Genomic DNA, 14,944 nt, shown 5'->3' with positions numbered 1-14,944 from the left:
TGGGTCGGCGATGATCCCGGTTCCTGCTGGTGTGAAGGTCTGGCTGGCGACCGGCCATACGGACATGCGCAAAGGCTTTCCCGGTCTGTCGCTGATGGTGCAAGAGACGCTGAAGCGCGATCCGATGTGCGGGCATCTGTTCGTCTTCCGCGGTCGTGGCGGTGGCCTGATCAAGGTCATCTGGCATGATGGCCAAGGAGCCTGCCTGTTCACGAAGAAGCTGGAGCGCGGACGCTTCATATGGCCGTCGGCGGCCGATGGGACGGTGGTGATTACCCCCGGGCAGCTCGGGTATTTGCTGGAAGGTATCGACTGGCGGATGCCGCAAAAAACTTGGCGACCGACCTCCGCCGGATGAGCAAAAATGCTGGAATGGTGGGGTCGAATATGATTCCATCAGTTTATGAACGATGCGGCTGAACAGCTTCCTGACGACCTTGCCAGCGCCCTTGCGGCCCTGGCGGCGGAGCGTGCTCGACGCATCACGGCCGAGGCAGAGGCAGCGACCGCCAAAGCGGAGGCCGCCAGCGCGAAGGCGCTCGTGTCGCATTCCGAGGCGTTGATCGCGCGGTTGAAGCTGGAGATCGAGAAGGTCCGCCGCGAGCTCTACGGCAGCCGCTCCGAGCGCAAAGCACGGCTTCTCGAACAGATGGAACTGCAGCTCGAGGAGTTGGAGGCTGATGCTGGCGAAGATGAAGTGGCAGCAGAGATCGCAGCCAATGCTTCGAACGTCAGAGCCTTCGAGCGCAAGCGTCCTTCACGCAAGCCGTTTCCCGAGCATCTACCGCGCGAGCGTGTCGTCATCGCTGCTCCTACAAACTGCTCCTGCTGCGGCTCGGCCAAGCTGTCGAAGCTCGGAGAGGATATCACCGAGACCCTGGAGGTCGTCCCTCGTCAGTGGAAGGTCATTCAGACCGTACGGGAGAAGTTCTCCTGCCGCGAATGCGAGAAGATCACCCAGCCGCCAGCGCCCTTCCATGTTACGCCGCGCGGTTTTGCCGGACCCAACCTGCTGGCGATGATCCTGTTCGAGAAGTTCGCCCAGCATCAGCCGCTCAACCGGCAGAGTGAGCGCTATGCCCGTGAGGGCGTCGATCTCAGCCTGTCGACGCTTGCCGATCAGGTCGGCGCGTGTGCTGCGGCCCTGAAGCCAATCCATTCGTTGATCGAGGCCCATGTCCTGGCCGCCGAGCGACTGCATGGCGACGACACGACCGTGCCGATCCTGGCGAAGGGAAAGACTGATACGGGCCGCATTTGGACCTATGTCCGGGATGACCGACCGTTTGGCGGGCTGTCACCGCCTGCGGCTTTGTTCTACGCATCGCGAGACCGGCGACAGGAGCATCCCGAGCGACACCTGAAGACTTTCACCGGCATTCTGCAGGCGGATGCCTATGGCGGCTACAATCCGCTGTTCAAAATTGATCGCAATCTTGGTGCTCTGACGCAGGCACTGTGTTGGGCGCATTCCCGTCGCAAGTTCTTCGTGCTCGCCGACATCGCCATGAATGCCAAACGTGGCGGCAAAACTGCGCCGATCTCGCCGATGGCGTTGGAGGCCGTCAAGCGCATAGACGCGCTGTTCGATATCGAACGCGAGATCAACGGCCTTAGCGCCGAGCAACGACTGGAGCACCGACGCCACGTCAGCCAGCCGCTCGTCGAAGAACTACACGGCTGGCTCCAAACCGAGCGGGCAAAGCTTTCACGCAGTTCTCCCGTCGCAGAGGCCGTCGACTACATGCTGAAGCGCTGGGACGGCTTCACGTCCTTCCTCAACGACGGCCGGATTTGTCTCACAAACAATGCCGCCGAGCGCGCGCTACGGGGCTTTGCACTCGGACGGAAGTCATGGCTCTTCGCCGGATCAGATCGTGGTGCCGATCGCGCCGCATTCATGGCGACGCTGATCATAAGCGCCAAGCTCAACGACATCGATCCGCAGGCTTGGCTTGCCGACGCCCTCGCCAACATTGCGGACACACCGATCAGCAGGCTGGAGCAATTGCTGCCGTGGAACTGGGCACCCAAGACGCTGAGTGCTCAGGCGGCCTGACCTGCGGCCTCCGCCGGATGCTTACTGTGATTCAGAAGCTTTGCCCGGACTATTTCCGCGCTTCCACGAATATGAACAGCGTGTGGTTGTTCTCCGGCCCCACCGATTGCAAGCGCGACGATCGATACATCTTCCTCAAAGGAGGTGACGTATAGGACGTGTTCTGGATTCACGTATATAGGCTGGTTGTAGGTGTTTCTGAAGCGGATCATCCGGCGCAGGGAAGGGTAGGAGAAAGGCGGCAATAATCATGATTGCAGCCTTTCTCGATGAGCGAGACGAGCGGCGTCATGCCAGCGTCCTACACAAGTTGCGCATATTCGATTCGACTAAATTTGGTCAAGGGAGCATCGACCTCAAACGATTGCGGCCAGTCATTTTCCATAGCTATCGAGTGACCGGCACAGCGGCCCACGTTGATGGAATATTTTTGGCAGGGCGATGCTATCAGCTTTTCAAAGACAGCGCGGCTGTCATCTGGCCCGGTGATCTACAGTAACTCTTTCACGCGGCTTGAGACGTATCCGCTTGAACGTGGAAGTTCGATGCGAGCAGCATCAAAATATCGTTCACGGCTTTGGAGTTGCAACGATACCAAATCGTTTGAGCTTCCCGCCGGATGGTGACAAGACCTGCGGCTTTCAGCTTTGCCAGATGTTGGGACAACGCAGATTGAGACAAACCCACAGCGGCGGCGAGTGATGTTACGTCCCACTCAGCTTGATTGAGCAACGTCAGGACATGGAGCCGACGGCCATTTGCGAGGGCCTGCAGGAAAAGTGCGGGCTCATTGAACACCGACCCGGGATCATCACGCATATGAATGATTTGACCTTATCTTAATTAGAGATGCCTGCAATAGCTGGAAGGCGATTCCCAATCAACTGTCCAGACACATCTAAGAGCTTGATGTGGTGGAACGCGAGAGTAATTGATTGTGAAGGTGCGTTAATGCTGATGCATGCCAGTCGTGAACTGGTATGGAGGCCGCGCTAGCAGTCGACCTCCATAAGCGCCGTCGATGTTCAGAATTCTTCCCAGTTATCTGTCGCCACCGCGGTCGCCGGACCACCTCGGCCTGTGAAAGCTCTGGCAATCTTGCCGACCATGCCGCGAGCCGGGGAGGCGGCCGGCGCTGAGCGGGATGAGGCTGCCATGATCGCGGCAGTCTGGCGCAGGGCAGACGAGGGGTTGGCCATGCCTTGGCTCTGACCAAGCTGGAATTGACCAATCAGCTCGCGCAGGCGGCCGGCCTCGGTGGCAAGCGTCGCGCCCGCGGCATTGGCTTCTTCCACCATGGCGGCATTCTGCTGGGTCACCTGGTCCATCTGGTTGACGGCGGTGTTGACCTCGGAAAGGCCGACCGACTGTTCGCGCGAGGAGGTGGCGATCGAATCCATATGCTGATTGATGGTGACGATATGGGATTCGATGGCACGCAGAGCCTCGCCCGTCTCCCGCACTAGCTTGACACCAGTGCCAACTTCGATCGAGGATTTTCCGATGAGATCCTTGATCTCCTTCGCAGCTTTGGCCGAACGCTGGGCGAGTTCACGCACTTCCTGCGCGACGACAGCAAACCCCTTGCCAGCTTCACCGGCGCGAGCCGCTTCAACACCGGCGTTTAGCGCCAGAAGGTTGGTCTGGAAGGCGATGTCGTCAATCACGCCGATAATGTTGGAAATCTGCCCCGACGATTCCTCGATACGGCCCATCGCCTGCACGGCATCGGCCACGACGGCGCCGGACTGGCGAGCGCTTTCATTGGCCTGGATTGCCACCGTGCGGGCCTCTTCGGCGCGCTTGGAGGAGTTGGTCACGTTGACGGTGATCTGGTCGAGGGCGGCCGCTGTCTCTTCCAGCGAAGCCGCCTGCTGCTCAGTACGCTTTGCGAGGTCATCAGCGCTATTGCTCACTTCCCGAGATCCGCTGTCTATCGAGGTGGTAGCTTGTGCGACGGAGCCGAGCGTATCGCGCAGCTGCTCCACAGTTGCGTTGAAATCGGCGCGCAGACTTTCGAAGTCCGGTGCGAACGGCCGATCGAGCTGGAATGTCAGGTTTCCGGAAGACAGGTGTTTCAGGCCGGTCGCGAGCCCGTCGGTGGCTTCCGCCATCTGCTCGGCGCGAATGCGCGCGTCCTCGGCGTTCTGGCGGCGCTGTTCTTCGGTCATGTTGCGCTGTTCGTCGGCTTGGCGCTCCAGCTCCTTCGTCTTCAGCGCATTGTCCTTGAACACCTGCACCGCGCGGGCCATGGCTCCGGTTTCGTCAGGGCGATCTTCGCCCTCGACGTTTGCCGTTAGGTCACCGGATGCCAGCCGTCCCATCGTGGATGTGAGACGGCCAATGGCGTTGCCAAGCGACTTGGCGAACAGGAAGAACGCGGTCAGGGCGAGCAGCGAAATGACGAGAGTGACACCAAGCATGGTCCAAAGCGAGGCTCGGGCACCTGCAAGGATCTCGGTCGCGTCCGTCCCCACCTCAATAACACCGATCTTCTCGCCGGCGAATGAACTGAACGGAACGGCTTTGATGAACATGTCACGGCCTTCGAGGACGTCTTGTTCAAAAACCGATTTACCCTCGAGTGCGGCTTGAAGGGATAAGTTGTCTAGGAATGCTTGGTTCCCGTCGGTCGAGGATTGGTTTACAAGCCTGCCCTCAGACATGACATTGATCGAGATTTCGGCGCCGAGTCGTTCTGCCAGCGGTGTAAAATAGGGATTCGAGAGCTCCGTTCCGATATCGATCACGCCAACCACTTGGCCAGCAACAATGACTGGGGCGACAGCATAGATGCCGATCCCCGTTCTGCCGGGTTCTATACCAGCTGCAAGCTTGCCGGACGTGATGGCCGATGCGACCGTCTTGCGGCGACCCATATAGTTGTCACCGAATTTGTCAGGGGCGTGCATGCGGGCGATAACGTTGCCGTTAGCATCTGCAATCGTGACAAGTTGCAACCCACCGGCTTGCGCCATGGCAGTAAGATTTTTCGAAAGTTTGCTGATCAACCCTTGGCGATCATTGCTTGCAATCAGCGCTGGGGTATCGGGCTCGCCAGCAATGACGAGAGCCAATGCCGTGGCAGATCGTTGGATAGCATCCATGTCCGTCTGGATGACTTGCAGGTCGCTCGCTGCCTTATTGTAGAGCGCCTTATCGTTCATCGTTCGCTGCTCGTACCAGGCGACGCCGCCAATGGCAGCGCTGGTGAAAAGCACAGCCCCGCATCCATAAAGGGTAATCTTGCGCCAGAGAGGTTTGGTTACGGTCGTGGTGGCAGTCATAATTCATTTCGCTCGCATTGCTTTGGCGACAACCGTTAAATCAGAATGTTGAATTTTAGCTAAATATCATCGGTGTCTCCCGGCACCTTTGCCGAGCTCACAACCCAGAATCACAACCCGCGCGCGTTTCTGGGCGCGCACCGATAATAAGAGGTCACTGCTTGTGCACGGTGGAGCATGGTCTTTTGCAATCCGGGGTCCGAGCCCGTTAAAGCACTCAGGCAATGGCACATTCATATGTGTGGTCAGCAAGAAGCGCTCTGGCGGCGGCGGGACCAAGAGGACGGGAGAGGAGAAACCCTTGCAGATGGTCGCAGCCAAGTTCCATAAGTTGCTCTCGCTGCTCATGCGTTTCGACACCCTCTGCCGTGATCATCAGCCCTTTCGCCTGCGCCATGTTGATCATCGCGATCACCAGCGCCCGGCTGTCATCCTTATGCATCTCGTTAATAAATGAACGGTCGATCTTTATTCTGTCCGCCTCGATTTTCTGGATCCGAGAGAACGACGAATAACCCGTTCCAAAATCGTCGATCGCAAAACGGATGCCAGCATTGCGTAACGTTGATACAGCTTGTGCCATGCGGCCGTTCTCGTCTGCAGCAGCACTCTCCGTCAGCTCGATCTCCAGTCGGGACGGTTTTATCCCTGCCTTGGCTAGCGCCGACAGAACTCGAAGGGGATAGCCCGGCGCGGCAAGTTCGGTCGGCGATGCGTTGATCGCGACCTCGATGTCCGGAAACTCAGCCATGAGGGTGCATGCATCCTCAAGGACTATCGCACCGATCTGATTGATCGCGCCGCAATCTTCAGCGACAGGTATAAATACGTCTGGGCTTATGAAGCCGAGTTCTGGATGCTGCCAACGAACCAGTGCTTCAAGGGAGACAACGGCATTTGTTTCTGCTGAAAAGACCGGCTGATAGTGAACCTCGATGCCAGTCTTGCTCTCGACCGCCTCCCGGAGATCGTGCTCCAAGGCGCGCCGCTTCTTCAAAAGCTCGTCCATATGCGTGCCGAATACCGCGTAGGTGTTTCGACCGGCCGCCTTAGCATGATACAAGGCGATATCCGCATGCCTCGTCAGCTCGTCGCCATTGGCGGGGCCGACGGAGGTCGCTACGCCAACGCTGGCTCCAACGGTCACGAACACGCCGTCGATCAGGAAGGGAGTTCGCAAAGTCGCGACCACCGCGTTAGCGATTTCCTCAGCCTTATTCGAGTGTTGAGGCGACAAAAGAATTATGAACTCATCGCCGCCGATGCGGGCGATCAGTTCAGTAGGAAGAAGCTCACGAAGTCGGTGAGCGGCATCTGCAATAAGCTTGTCGCCCACCGGATGACCGAGCGTGTCATTGACCTCCTTAAATTTGTCCAGATCGATGAACAGAACGCTGTGGGTCTCGTGGGCACGAGCATTTTTGAGATCTGTGTCGAGATGCTGGGTGAAGTACGCGCGGTTGGCAAGACCTGTAAGTGCGTCGTGTGTCGCCTGATGTCGAAGTTCGGCCTGGCTCTCCGTGAGACGCACAGACCGCCTCCAAATAATACCTCCCGCGAAACTGGCTGCCGTGAAGATTGCTACGAAGACCAGCCCCAACGCCGGCCTCGTTGCTTGCAACACGCTCTGGCCAGGTCGGAAGGGGATCCAGTGGAAATAACCAACAGTGCCGCCCGACCGCGCAGTAAGGGCAACATAGGAAAGCTGGTCGTCTTTAGGTTTCGACACGCTGAATGAAAGTCGCTCGACGTCATAATCCTTGGACATCAATGTCGGCAGATCACCGTCTAGGAAACGCACCGCGACGTGCAGATTTTCCGAGCCCGGCGCCTGCTCGATATCACCGGTGTCCGACACGATTGGCTTTACGCTGACGACAGCGGGACGAAAGCCAACGAACGCAACATCAGCTTCCCCAATTGACAGCGCCTTGTTGTTAACGCCGCGGCGATCGCCGGAGGCGAGGCGGCTTTGTAATTTCTCTGCTAGTGGTCGGTAAGCCTTCTCTAGTTGATTTGTTCTGGGTGCATTCGGGCCGTTGGCTATGAATTGGTATATTGGCTTAAGGTTTTGACCGAGCACCACTGCTGCATCGTGATCGAAGTAACTGTGCATCCAGGCGCCGAGATTGGTGTCGAGCCAATCGATATTTCTTTCAGACGCGTTCCGCACCGCGTCGTCCCACACGGTCGCACTTTCCTGATCATGTGCAACAGAAGCCTCCAGCTTCGCGACCGTCAGGGTTACCAACACACGCTGACGCTGGGCGGCAACCTCATCGATGGCCCGACTTGCCAATGCTAATGCCAGAAGAAGAGAGAGGGAAATGATCGCCGCGGCGGTTACTGGTAAGGCTAATGTCAAAAACCATTTTGACTGGATGTTTATATGCACTGCGAACCGCCCCATTGTTTCGAAGACGGTAAATCAGCAGTGCTTAATACGCGTAGAACACCTATGGTTAAGGGACCAATATAAAGCAAGCGTACGCTGCCGGACACAGGACATTAATACGTCAATATGTCATGTTTCTAATCACGCTTTTGTTGATTCGGAGTGCAACATGCCATTTTCGACCATCAAGACGCCCGTTCAGCCAGCTGAGTTGAAAATCTTGCAGCGAGTATTTGACAGCATATGCGCAGAGCATCAGCTACCTAAGATTGGCCCAGATGCCGAAGCTCTCGCGCTCATACTCGTGAGACAGCTGCAAAATGGGGTGAAAAATGAGAGCGAACTTGCGGCTTTGGGGAGTGGGTTAATGCATCACGCCTGAGCTCGTTCAGCGCCGGTTCCGAATTCATTTCGCGCCCTTGCTGCAAATCACTTTCTTGTCTACCTGAGATCAGAAGGCTCCCGTGCGGAAGCGATGGGCTCGAATTCTCAGGACATCACGTGATACTGTCGGTCGCACCCTGCAAAGCTTGTAAGGATACTCACTTCGTGTGCAAGGCCCACCCGCATCGGGCGCGGACTGGCAGGCGGCCGTGCGTTTGCGTGAGCGTAAGTATCCCTTGCCCAGCTTGCACCAGCGACGCCGAGTGGAATAGCCCGCCACAAACTTTTAGTCAGTTCGCTGCCATTGCGGTTACAGGGTGAATTAACTGTCAGTCCAAACGCAAAGCTGGCATCACCCGAAAATCTAGTTGCCCGACTGGCGGAAGGGTCTCTGATAATGTTGCGGCAGCATTATTGATTTCGCTGCGGTATTCCAATGGGTCGACAGATCGAACCTCATCACGAGGGCAATGAAGCATCAGAGGGTTCAAGCGAGTAGCGATATCGGCTGTCCACCCCTTATCAAACCGGGCGGATCGCTCGTTCCAATTTTCCGCTTCTAACCATCTCACGATTAGAGGATCGGCGATCTTGTGACGCGAAGACGGCGCGTTCATCCAAACGCAGCAATATTTCCTTCAGCTCCTCTTCATCAACCATCGAAGCTGCTGTTGCTGGAGAGACCCATATTTGCTGGCGCTCGCCATGTTCGGGGAACTCGTTCGCTTGGTCCGTCGCCTTCAAGAGGTGGGTTATGACAACCAGCCGCAAGTTATGGTCCTTTGAATACTCATAGTAGCCGCTTGCTGCCTTCCGAATCTTACCGGAAATGCAAGCCTCTTCAAAAGCCTTTCGCTGCGCTGCCCGGTAAGAGTTTTCACGCCGGCCGATATTGCCTTTGGGAATTACCCATCGGCCGGCCTCTCGGCTTGTGATCAGGAGTATTTCCTGGCTACCTCAATCCGATATCCTCCAGCATAGTGCAGCTGCTTGGTCAGCTCGTCGGCTGTTGATTTTCGGAATTTTCGCCAGAAGGTTAGCGATCTGCTTTCGTGCACCCATGCCGTTCTCCCCAATTCCTCAAAAATATAGCCTTACTGCGTGTCGGTAATAGGAAGCCGTAAAATGAAGTTCTCATATGACTTGGCGGCACCGCAGTGATCTGCGGTCGATTGAGATGACAAACCATGGAGGCTGCTGCCATTTACGCGCGCAAGAGATGCGCGGCTTGTCTCATAACTCTTTCAGATGGCTGCAGCCGCCGGGTTCAGATCGTTGGTTCGGATTTTACCAGGGAGATAAACGCGCCGAGGTCTGGCCCGATGGTTTGCGGGGATACCGTATCGCACGCTGGCGCTGAGAGGTGCCTGACTTCAAACTCACACGCGATATCGGTGGCACGGGTAACGATGAAATGGATCATTAGTCAGCACAGGTCATCACGGTAAACGTGTTTTTGGATCGCAATTCTGCAATCCAGCGAGATGAGCGACAGCTTCCGGAAAGGTGTCGCCATTTACAGATGGTCTTCGATCCGCATCAGGAGGGTCGAACCTGCCTATGGGGACGGGGCCGAATTTTCAGTAGTCGAAGGAGGAGCGGCGGCGGGCCAGTCGTTGGACGGCTCTTGGACCTGTTCGTCTTCTACGGAGCCTGTGCTGGTCGGAGGCGAAACGCCACAATGATGATCGCCGGACCATGTCTGGGCAGCGCCAGTCGCGTTACCACTGACTTCTTTTTCGGCCTCGCTCCAGTGCCGATCCTGCTGCCCGTCCGGTCGTCCTTCCGCCTCCCATTTCGACTGAGCGGCGTTGCGGATTGCGTCTTCGTTGCTCATGTTGTCCTCCTGTTTCCGTGTGACAGAACAAGTGACACCGACGCGAGTTCCCGAAGGAACTGAAGGTGTGGTTACGCAGGTTTGGGCACTCACGGCCGGAGCCTAGTTGAGCTCCTGCCGCGCACGATCGCTTGACTCTCATTCTGCGGGATCGAATAGGTTCTGAAGAGAAGGTATCGAATTCGCCTGCATAGGACCCAAAATGAGCATTCAGCGCCGCCCCGGCAAACCGCCAAAAAAAATCCTGCGTCGCGTGCCGAAACAGGAGCGAAGCAAGGATCGGGTGTCGGAAATTCTCAAAGTGTCTGCCGACCTTATCGGTGAGAGGGGTATCGATGCTGTCACGATGAAGGAAATTGGTTCGCGATCTGGCGGGCCGATCGCGTCGGTTTACCAGTACTTCCCGGACAAGGAGGCAATCGTCGCATCGCTTTACGAGCAGTACGTCACTGAGACCCGCTTCATTCTGAAAGGCGCTCTCGGGAACATCCATACCGCGGCAGATGCGATAACGGCAGCGGAGCTTCTGGTTGATGCATACTATGACGTCATGCGGCAGGGTCCGTCAGCGATCGACATCATGAACGCCATAAAAGCCAGCAAGCTGCTCGGCCAGCAGGACGTCGTCGAGACACGCCGCCAGGTCGAAGACTTTCTCGAAGCAACTGCGCGGTTCGTGCAGGAGGGAAGGCATGACCAGTACAAGAGCACCCTATTGCTGCTTTTCAACATGGCGGACGCGAGCGTGCGCCTTGCTCTGATGCACCCGCCGCAGGAAGGGGCCGAAATCCTGGAGCAATTCAAGGACATTGTCCGAGCGCAAGCGTCCTATTTCTTGCTGGGGAGGTTTCCGGATCAAGTGACTAACCCGGTCCACGGAGCCCGTGTGCGGCCCCATTAGAGTACCGAAGACACCGAGCGTTAAGCTTTCCCTCCGTGCGGTGAATACGCGAGGCAGCTTGGTGGTCCGGAAAGATGGTAGTCTTTAGACGATATACGGTGTGAGACTGTGTACCCGATCTGCCACAAACAGTAGGGAATTCGGCTCAGCGATGCTTTACCTGCTTTCACGCGCAGAAAAATCTTGGCTGACGTTTTGCTGCAGCATCGTTGAATTTCACTGGCGTATTCCAACGGGCCGATAGTTCGCACCCCATTAAGACCTTGGCGATGAAACCGGCTCATGTCCTAATTCAGGAGCCCCTGAAGTCTTCTGAGGGCTGATGACCAAACAGCGTATCCCGCCGCATTCAAGTGGACCAGATCGGGCAGATAATATCGGAACATCGGCAGGCCGTTCTCGCCGATAAGGCCGGTGCTGGCCTCGACCCATGTCGTGTCGTCACGCTCGTTGCACCAGTCGCGGGCCAGCTGGTTGAACTGCGCGAACTCGTGTCGGTAGATCCAGCGGGCCGGGCTATCCTTAATCGACAGGACGAACACCTCGGACTGCGGCAGCACCTGCGAAATTCGGTCGCGCAGTTCCTTCAGATGCCGAAAGGCCGTTTGAGCCGTGAGGCCGTCGCTGGCGATATCGTTTTCGCCGAAATAGAGCGCGATCCTGCGCGGCTTGAGCGGTGTCAGAAGCTGGTCCAGATAATGGATGCCGGAGAGAAACGTGCCTCCGCCAAAACCCAGATTGACGACGTCGAGAGACCCGAGATCTTCTGCGATGGAATTCCAGATCCGGAAGGAGGAAGACCCGTAAAAGGCGATCGGACTATCGGGAATGCCGAGCCGCTCCAGCCGTGCCAATACGGTGATAATATCGTTTTCGTGTCGGCTCGTGCCGATGCTGGCGGGGAAATTGTACATGTCATTCCTCAAGCAAATGGTGGCGCAGCGCCTTGCCGGCCATTGCGACGTCGCGCTGCGCGCCGGGTTTCATGAAAGCGTTTGGCGCAGCACATCCATGGCGCCACGCGTCAGCACGTCGTCGGCGCCCATGGCTATGCCCAGTCCGAACACCTCCGCAGCGATGACGTAAAGATCGTTCAACCCGTCATTGCCGACGATCGTTGCTTCGTCACCGGCCGAATACCAGCCGGCTTCGCGTGCCTGCCTGAATTCCTGTCCGATCACCATGCCGTGCACGTACGAGCGCAGCTGATCGGCGGAGAGCTTGCCCGCAAGGCCGCCCGTTCGCGCCGAAAACAGTAGGGACAGCATGGCGCCGGAGTTCTTCGCCTCGTCGAGACCCCAGCGGTATGCTTCGAGATCGTTGACGGGAGGCTGCGTCGCTCCGCGCGCGATGAACGAATGGTTCAGCAGCAGCGCAAAGATTTCGCCCGTCACGAATGTCTGGAAGCCCTTGATCCGGCCTGCCTTGACCTTCGCCCATTTGCTGTGTGTTCCGGGGATGATCACCGTTGCATCGTGGTCCAGCCCATGACCCACGACCTGGGTTTCCTCGCCGCGCATGACGTCGGGGAAGGGCCGGCGCGCGGGATCGGTCAGGCCCGGCAAAAGCACTAGTTCCGAACCGTTCGGCAGAACCATCCGAACCGTGCCGCGTGCAAGCTCTGCCGAACCGGCCGGGCAGGGCACATAGGGAATTTCGACCCAGCCATTGCGGCTGGTAATCATGCCAAGGGCGACGACCGGCAAAGCGCCGTGAGCGGAAAACCAGGGGGCAATCGCTTTCATGAGTGCGGCCTCGTGGTCGCCTTTGCCGAGCGACGAGATGCCCTGTGGCGTTTCCAGACTGTCGAGTTCTTCGCCGTCATTGCCGACGAGTGCCGCTTTCAGTGACGTTGTTCCCCAGTCGACCACAATCGATGCTGCGTGTCCCATGCCGTGAGCCTCCTCCGCTCGTTTCATCTGGGGGCTTGTCATAGGGCCGTGGGGCGTATAGTGTCAATCTGTGAGTTTATAGTACCACTATATGATACTTCATTGGGAGGTGAGGAAATGGTAGCTGGGCTGAAGGGCATTTTGCCTGTTCTGCCGACGCCCTTTTTGGCGGACGGTGCCGTGGATGAGGCGGGCATGTCGCGGCTGGTGCAGTTCGCTCTCGAACAGGGTGTGGATGGCGTCGTGTTTCCCGGCTTTGCCAGCGAGGTGGAAAGCCTTGATGCCAACGAGCGCGCCAGGCTTCTGAAGATCGTGGTAACCACTGTGGCCGATCGGGTGCCGGTGGTGGCGGGTGCCAGCGCGGCCGATTGGCGCGACGTGGTTGCGCATGGTCGCGTGGCCGCAGATCTTGGCATCCGTTACCTGATGGTGCAGCCGCCGAAATCGGTCGGCACCGATGCGCCGGCACTGATCGAATTTCTCGGCAAAGTCGTCGAAGCGCTGCCGGACGTCGAGATCATCCTTCAGAACGCGCCGGCGCCTCGCGGTTCAGATCTGGCGCCGCAGGCAATCGTCGAGATCATCAACGCCCTGCCGCAGGTCGCCTATGTGAAGGAAGAGACGCTTCCGGCCGGTCCTGCCATCAGCCATATCATTGCACACGCCCCAAGCACGCTGAAGGGTGTGATCGGCGGCGGCGGTGCACGTTATATTCTCGACGAGTATGCCCGCGGCGCGACCGCCGCCATGCCGGCGCTGGAGATCGCCGGGGAGCATGTTGCGATCGATCGGGCGCTTGTTGCCGGTAAGCGGGATGAGGCGCGCAAGATCTATGTGCGTACCCTGCCGCTTCTGGTATTGCAGGCGGTCTATCGCATGCGGCTGACCAAGCATGTGCTTGTGCGGCGTGGGGTAATCGATGGTGTAGGTGTGCGCGCGCCGACCCCTGATCTCGATGCGGCGGCGACTGCCGATATCGATGGCAATCTGGTCGAGCTCGGTCTGCTTTCGCCGGAGGCCGCATGACCAGCCCCATTTCCACCGTCGAGGTTTTTACGCTCACCCAGCCGCGCAAGGTGCCCTATCTCGGCGCATTGCGCGAAGGTGAGGTGGTCAACCCGAACGGTTACATCGTGCGCAAGGGTAATCGCACCGTCTATCCCACTTTCGACCGCAGCGTTCTTGTTCGTCTGACGACACGAGATGGCATCGTCGGCTGGGGAGAGACCTATGGCATCGTCGCGCCCGGCGCGGTCGCGGCCCTGATCAACGACCTTCTCGCCGGTTTCGTGATCGGCCGCGATGCCGCCGATCCGTCGGCAATCTACGATGATCTTTACGACATGATGCGGGTGCGCGGTTATACCGGCGGCTTTTACGTCGATGCGCTGGCAGCGCTTGATATCGCGCTCTGGGATATTGCCGGCCAGGAAGCGGGAAAGTCCGTTCGCGATCTGTTGGGCGGCGGGGCCGAAAGTTTTCCGGCCTATGTGTCCGGCCTGCCAGAAAAGACGCTGCAAGCGCGTGGAGAGCTGGCGAAATACTGGCAGGATCGCGGTTTTGATGCTTTCAAGTTCGCAACGCCGGTGGCCGATGACGGCCCGGCGGCCGAAATGGAAAACCTGCGCAAGGTTTTGGGGCCGGACGCAAAAATCGCCGCCGACATGCACTGGAACCAGGCCCCCGAGCGGGCGCTGGAGCTGATTGCCGAGATGGCGCTGTTCGATCCGTGGTTTGCCGAGGCTCCCGTCTGGACCGAGGATATCGCAGGCCTGGAAAAAGTGTCGAAAGGCACGGATATCCCGATCGCGGTCGGCGAGGAATGGCGCACGCACTGGGATATGCGCGCTCGGATCGAGCGCTGCCGCATCGCCATCGTGCAGCCGGAAATGGGCCACAAGGGCATCACCAATTTTATCCGCATCGGCGCGCTTGCCGCCGAGCACGGCATCGACGTGATCCCGCATGCAACGGTCGGTTCCGGCATCTTTCTGGCAGCCAGCCTGCAGGCGTCCTCGACATTGAAGACGTTGAAGGGGCACGAATTCCAGCATTCTATCTTTGAGCCGAACCGCCGCCTTCTTTCCGGTGACATGGATTGCCGTGAAGGTCGCTATTACCTGCCATCGGGGCCGGGAATAGGGGTGAAGCCATCGGAGGCGGCGCTCGCGCTACTCGAACGTATCTGA

The 14,944-nt window shown here is 58.1% G+C and carries 13 protein-coding genes; 6 read left to right on the top strand and 7 right to left on the bottom strand.

Going from position 1 to position 14,944, the window contains the following annotated elements:
* Positions 1-358: IS66 family insertion sequence element accessory protein TnpB (tnpB, locus tag J2T09_RS25740; RefSeq protein ID WP_373458648.1), on the top strand; the 358-nt coding region annotated here is incomplete at its 5' end.
* A gap of 45 nt (positions 359-403) precedes the next feature.
* The gene (gene tnpC / locus J2T09_RS25735) at positions 404-2,059 is read left to right on the top strand and encodes an IS66 family transposase (protein WP_306839934.1); all 1,656 of its coding nucleotides are present in this window, start codon (positions 404-406) and stop codon (positions 2,057-2,059) included.
* A gap of 504 nt (positions 2,060-2,563) precedes the next feature.
* Here tnpC and J2T09_RS25730 read toward each other — a convergent pair.
* The 3 genes from J2T09_RS25730 to J2T09_RS25720 all read right to left on the bottom strand — a co-directional run bounded on the left by J2T09_RS25730 (position 2,564) and on the right by J2T09_RS25720 (position 7,741).
* Positions 2,564-2,878 (bottom strand): ArsR/SmtB family transcription factor, encoded by a 315-nt coding sequence (locus tag J2T09_RS25730; RefSeq protein ID WP_306839933.1) that lies wholly within the window; start codon positions 2,876-2,878, stop codon positions 2,564-2,566.
* Between the two features lie 206 nt (positions 2,879-3,084).
* Positions 3,085-5,346, bottom strand: coding sequence for a methyl-accepting chemotaxis protein (locus tag J2T09_RS25725; protein WP_306839932.1), 2,262 nt, complete (start codon positions 5,344-5,346; stop codon positions 3,085-3,087).
* A gap of 217 nt (positions 5,347-5,563) precedes the next feature.
* Entirely contained in the window at positions 5,564-7,741 is a 2,178-nt protein-coding gene (locus tag J2T09_RS25720; RefSeq protein ID WP_306839931.1) for a bifunctional diguanylate cyclase/phosphodiesterase, read from the bottom strand.
* A gap of 169 nt (positions 7,742-7,910) precedes the next feature.
* On the opposite strand from J2T09_RS25720, the gene J2T09_RS25715 reads away from it, so the two are divergent.
* On the top strand, positions 7,911-8,123 hold the full coding sequence (locus J2T09_RS25715) for a hypothetical protein (protein WP_306839930.1): 213 nt from the start codon (positions 7,911-7,913) through the stop codon (positions 8,121-8,123).
* A gap of 524 nt (positions 8,124-8,647) precedes the next feature.
* Here J2T09_RS25715 and J2T09_RS25710 read toward each other — a convergent pair.
* Positions 8,648-9,064, bottom strand: a complete 417-nt coding sequence (locus J2T09_RS25710) for an NUDIX hydrolase (RefSeq protein ID WP_306839937.1) — start codon at positions 9,062-9,064, stop codon at positions 8,648-8,650.
* 619 nt (positions 9,065-9,683) lie between these two features.
* Complete coding sequence (locus J2T09_RS25705; protein WP_306839929.1) at positions 9,684-9,962, bottom strand: DUF2934 domain-containing protein; 279 nt, start codon at positions 9,960-9,962, stop codon at positions 9,684-9,686.
* Positions 9,963-10,164: 202 nt separating this feature from the next.
* On the opposite strand from J2T09_RS25705, the gene J2T09_RS25700 reads away from it, so the two are divergent.
* A complete protein-coding gene (locus J2T09_RS25700; RefSeq protein WP_306839928.1) occupies positions 10,165-10,863 on the top strand; it encodes a TetR/AcrR family transcriptional regulator in 699 nt (232 codons plus the stop codon).
* Between the two features lie 287 nt (positions 10,864-11,150).
* Here J2T09_RS25700 and J2T09_RS25695 read toward each other — a convergent pair whose 3' ends face one another.
* Positions 11,151-11,777, bottom strand: coding sequence for a GDSL-type esterase/lipase family protein (locus tag J2T09_RS25695; RefSeq protein WP_306839927.1), 627 nt, complete (start codon positions 11,775-11,777; stop codon positions 11,151-11,153).
* Between the two features lie 69 nt (positions 11,778-11,846).
* On the bottom strand, positions 11,847-12,755 hold the full coding sequence (locus J2T09_RS25690) for a 2-dehydro-3-deoxygalactonokinase (protein WP_306839926.1): 909 nt from the start codon (positions 12,753-12,755) through the stop codon (positions 11,847-11,849).
* Positions 12,756-12,872: 117 nt separating this feature from the next.
* On the opposite strand from J2T09_RS25690, the gene J2T09_RS25685 reads away from it, so the two are divergent.
* The gene (locus J2T09_RS25685; protein WP_306839925.1) at positions 12,873-13,781 is read left to right on the top strand and encodes a dihydrodipicolinate synthase family protein; all 909 of its coding nucleotides are present in this window, start codon (positions 12,873-12,875) and stop codon (positions 13,779-13,781) included.
* Positions 13,778-14,944, top strand: coding sequence for a mandelate racemase/muconate lactonizing enzyme family protein (locus tag J2T09_RS25680; protein WP_306839924.1), 1,167 nt, complete (start codon positions 13,778-13,780; stop codon positions 14,942-14,944). The genes J2T09_RS25685 and J2T09_RS25680 overlap by 4 nt, the downstream gene beginning before the upstream one ends.

The organism is Neorhizobium huautlense (assembly GCF_030811685.1).
Lineage (GTDB): Bacteria > Pseudomonadota > Alphaproteobacteria > Rhizobiales > Rhizobiaceae > Neorhizobium > Neorhizobium huautlense_A.
Note: the sequence above shows the minus strand (reverse complement) of the source record. Positions and strands in the feature narration are given on the sequence as shown.

Excerpts from the sequence above, each read along its gene's own strand:
- J2T09_RS25680 (WP_306839924.1), top strand. The coding sequence starts at position 13,778 with ATGACCAGCCCCATTTCCACCGTCGAGGTTTTTACGCTCACCCAGCCG.
- tnpC (WP_306839934.1), top strand. The coding sequence starts at position 404 with ATGAACGATGCGGCTGAACAGCTTCCTGACGACCTTGCCAGCGCCCTT.
- J2T09_RS25690 (WP_306839926.1), bottom strand. The coding sequence starts at position 12,755 with ATGGGACACGCAGCATCGATTGTGGTCGACTGGGGAACAACGTCACTG.
- J2T09_RS25725 (WP_306839932.1), bottom strand. The coding sequence starts at position 5,346 with ATGACTGCCACCACGACCGTAACCAAACCTCTCTGGCGCAAGATTACC.
- J2T09_RS25695 (WP_306839927.1), bottom strand. The coding sequence starts at position 11,777 with ATGTACAATTTCCCCGCCAGCATCGGCACGAGCCGACACGAAAACGAT.
- J2T09_RS25730 (WP_306839933.1), bottom strand. The coding sequence starts at position 2,878 with ATGCGTGATGATCCCGGGTCGGTGTTCAATGAGCCCGCACTTTTCCTG.
- J2T09_RS25700 (WP_306839928.1), top strand. The coding sequence starts at position 10,165 with ATGAGCATTCAGCGCCGCCCCGGCAAACCGCCAAAAAAAATCCTGCGT.
- J2T09_RS25715 (WP_306839930.1), top strand. The coding sequence starts at position 7,911 with ATGCCATTTTCGACCATCAAGACGCCCGTTCAGCCAGCTGAGTTGAAA.
- J2T09_RS25685 (WP_306839925.1), top strand. The coding sequence starts at position 12,873 with ATGGTAGCTGGGCTGAAGGGCATTTTGCCTGTTCTGCCGACGCCCTTT.
- J2T09_RS25705 (WP_306839929.1), bottom strand. The coding sequence starts at position 9,962 with ATGAGCAACGAAGACGCAATCCGCAACGCCGCTCAGTCGAAATGGGAG.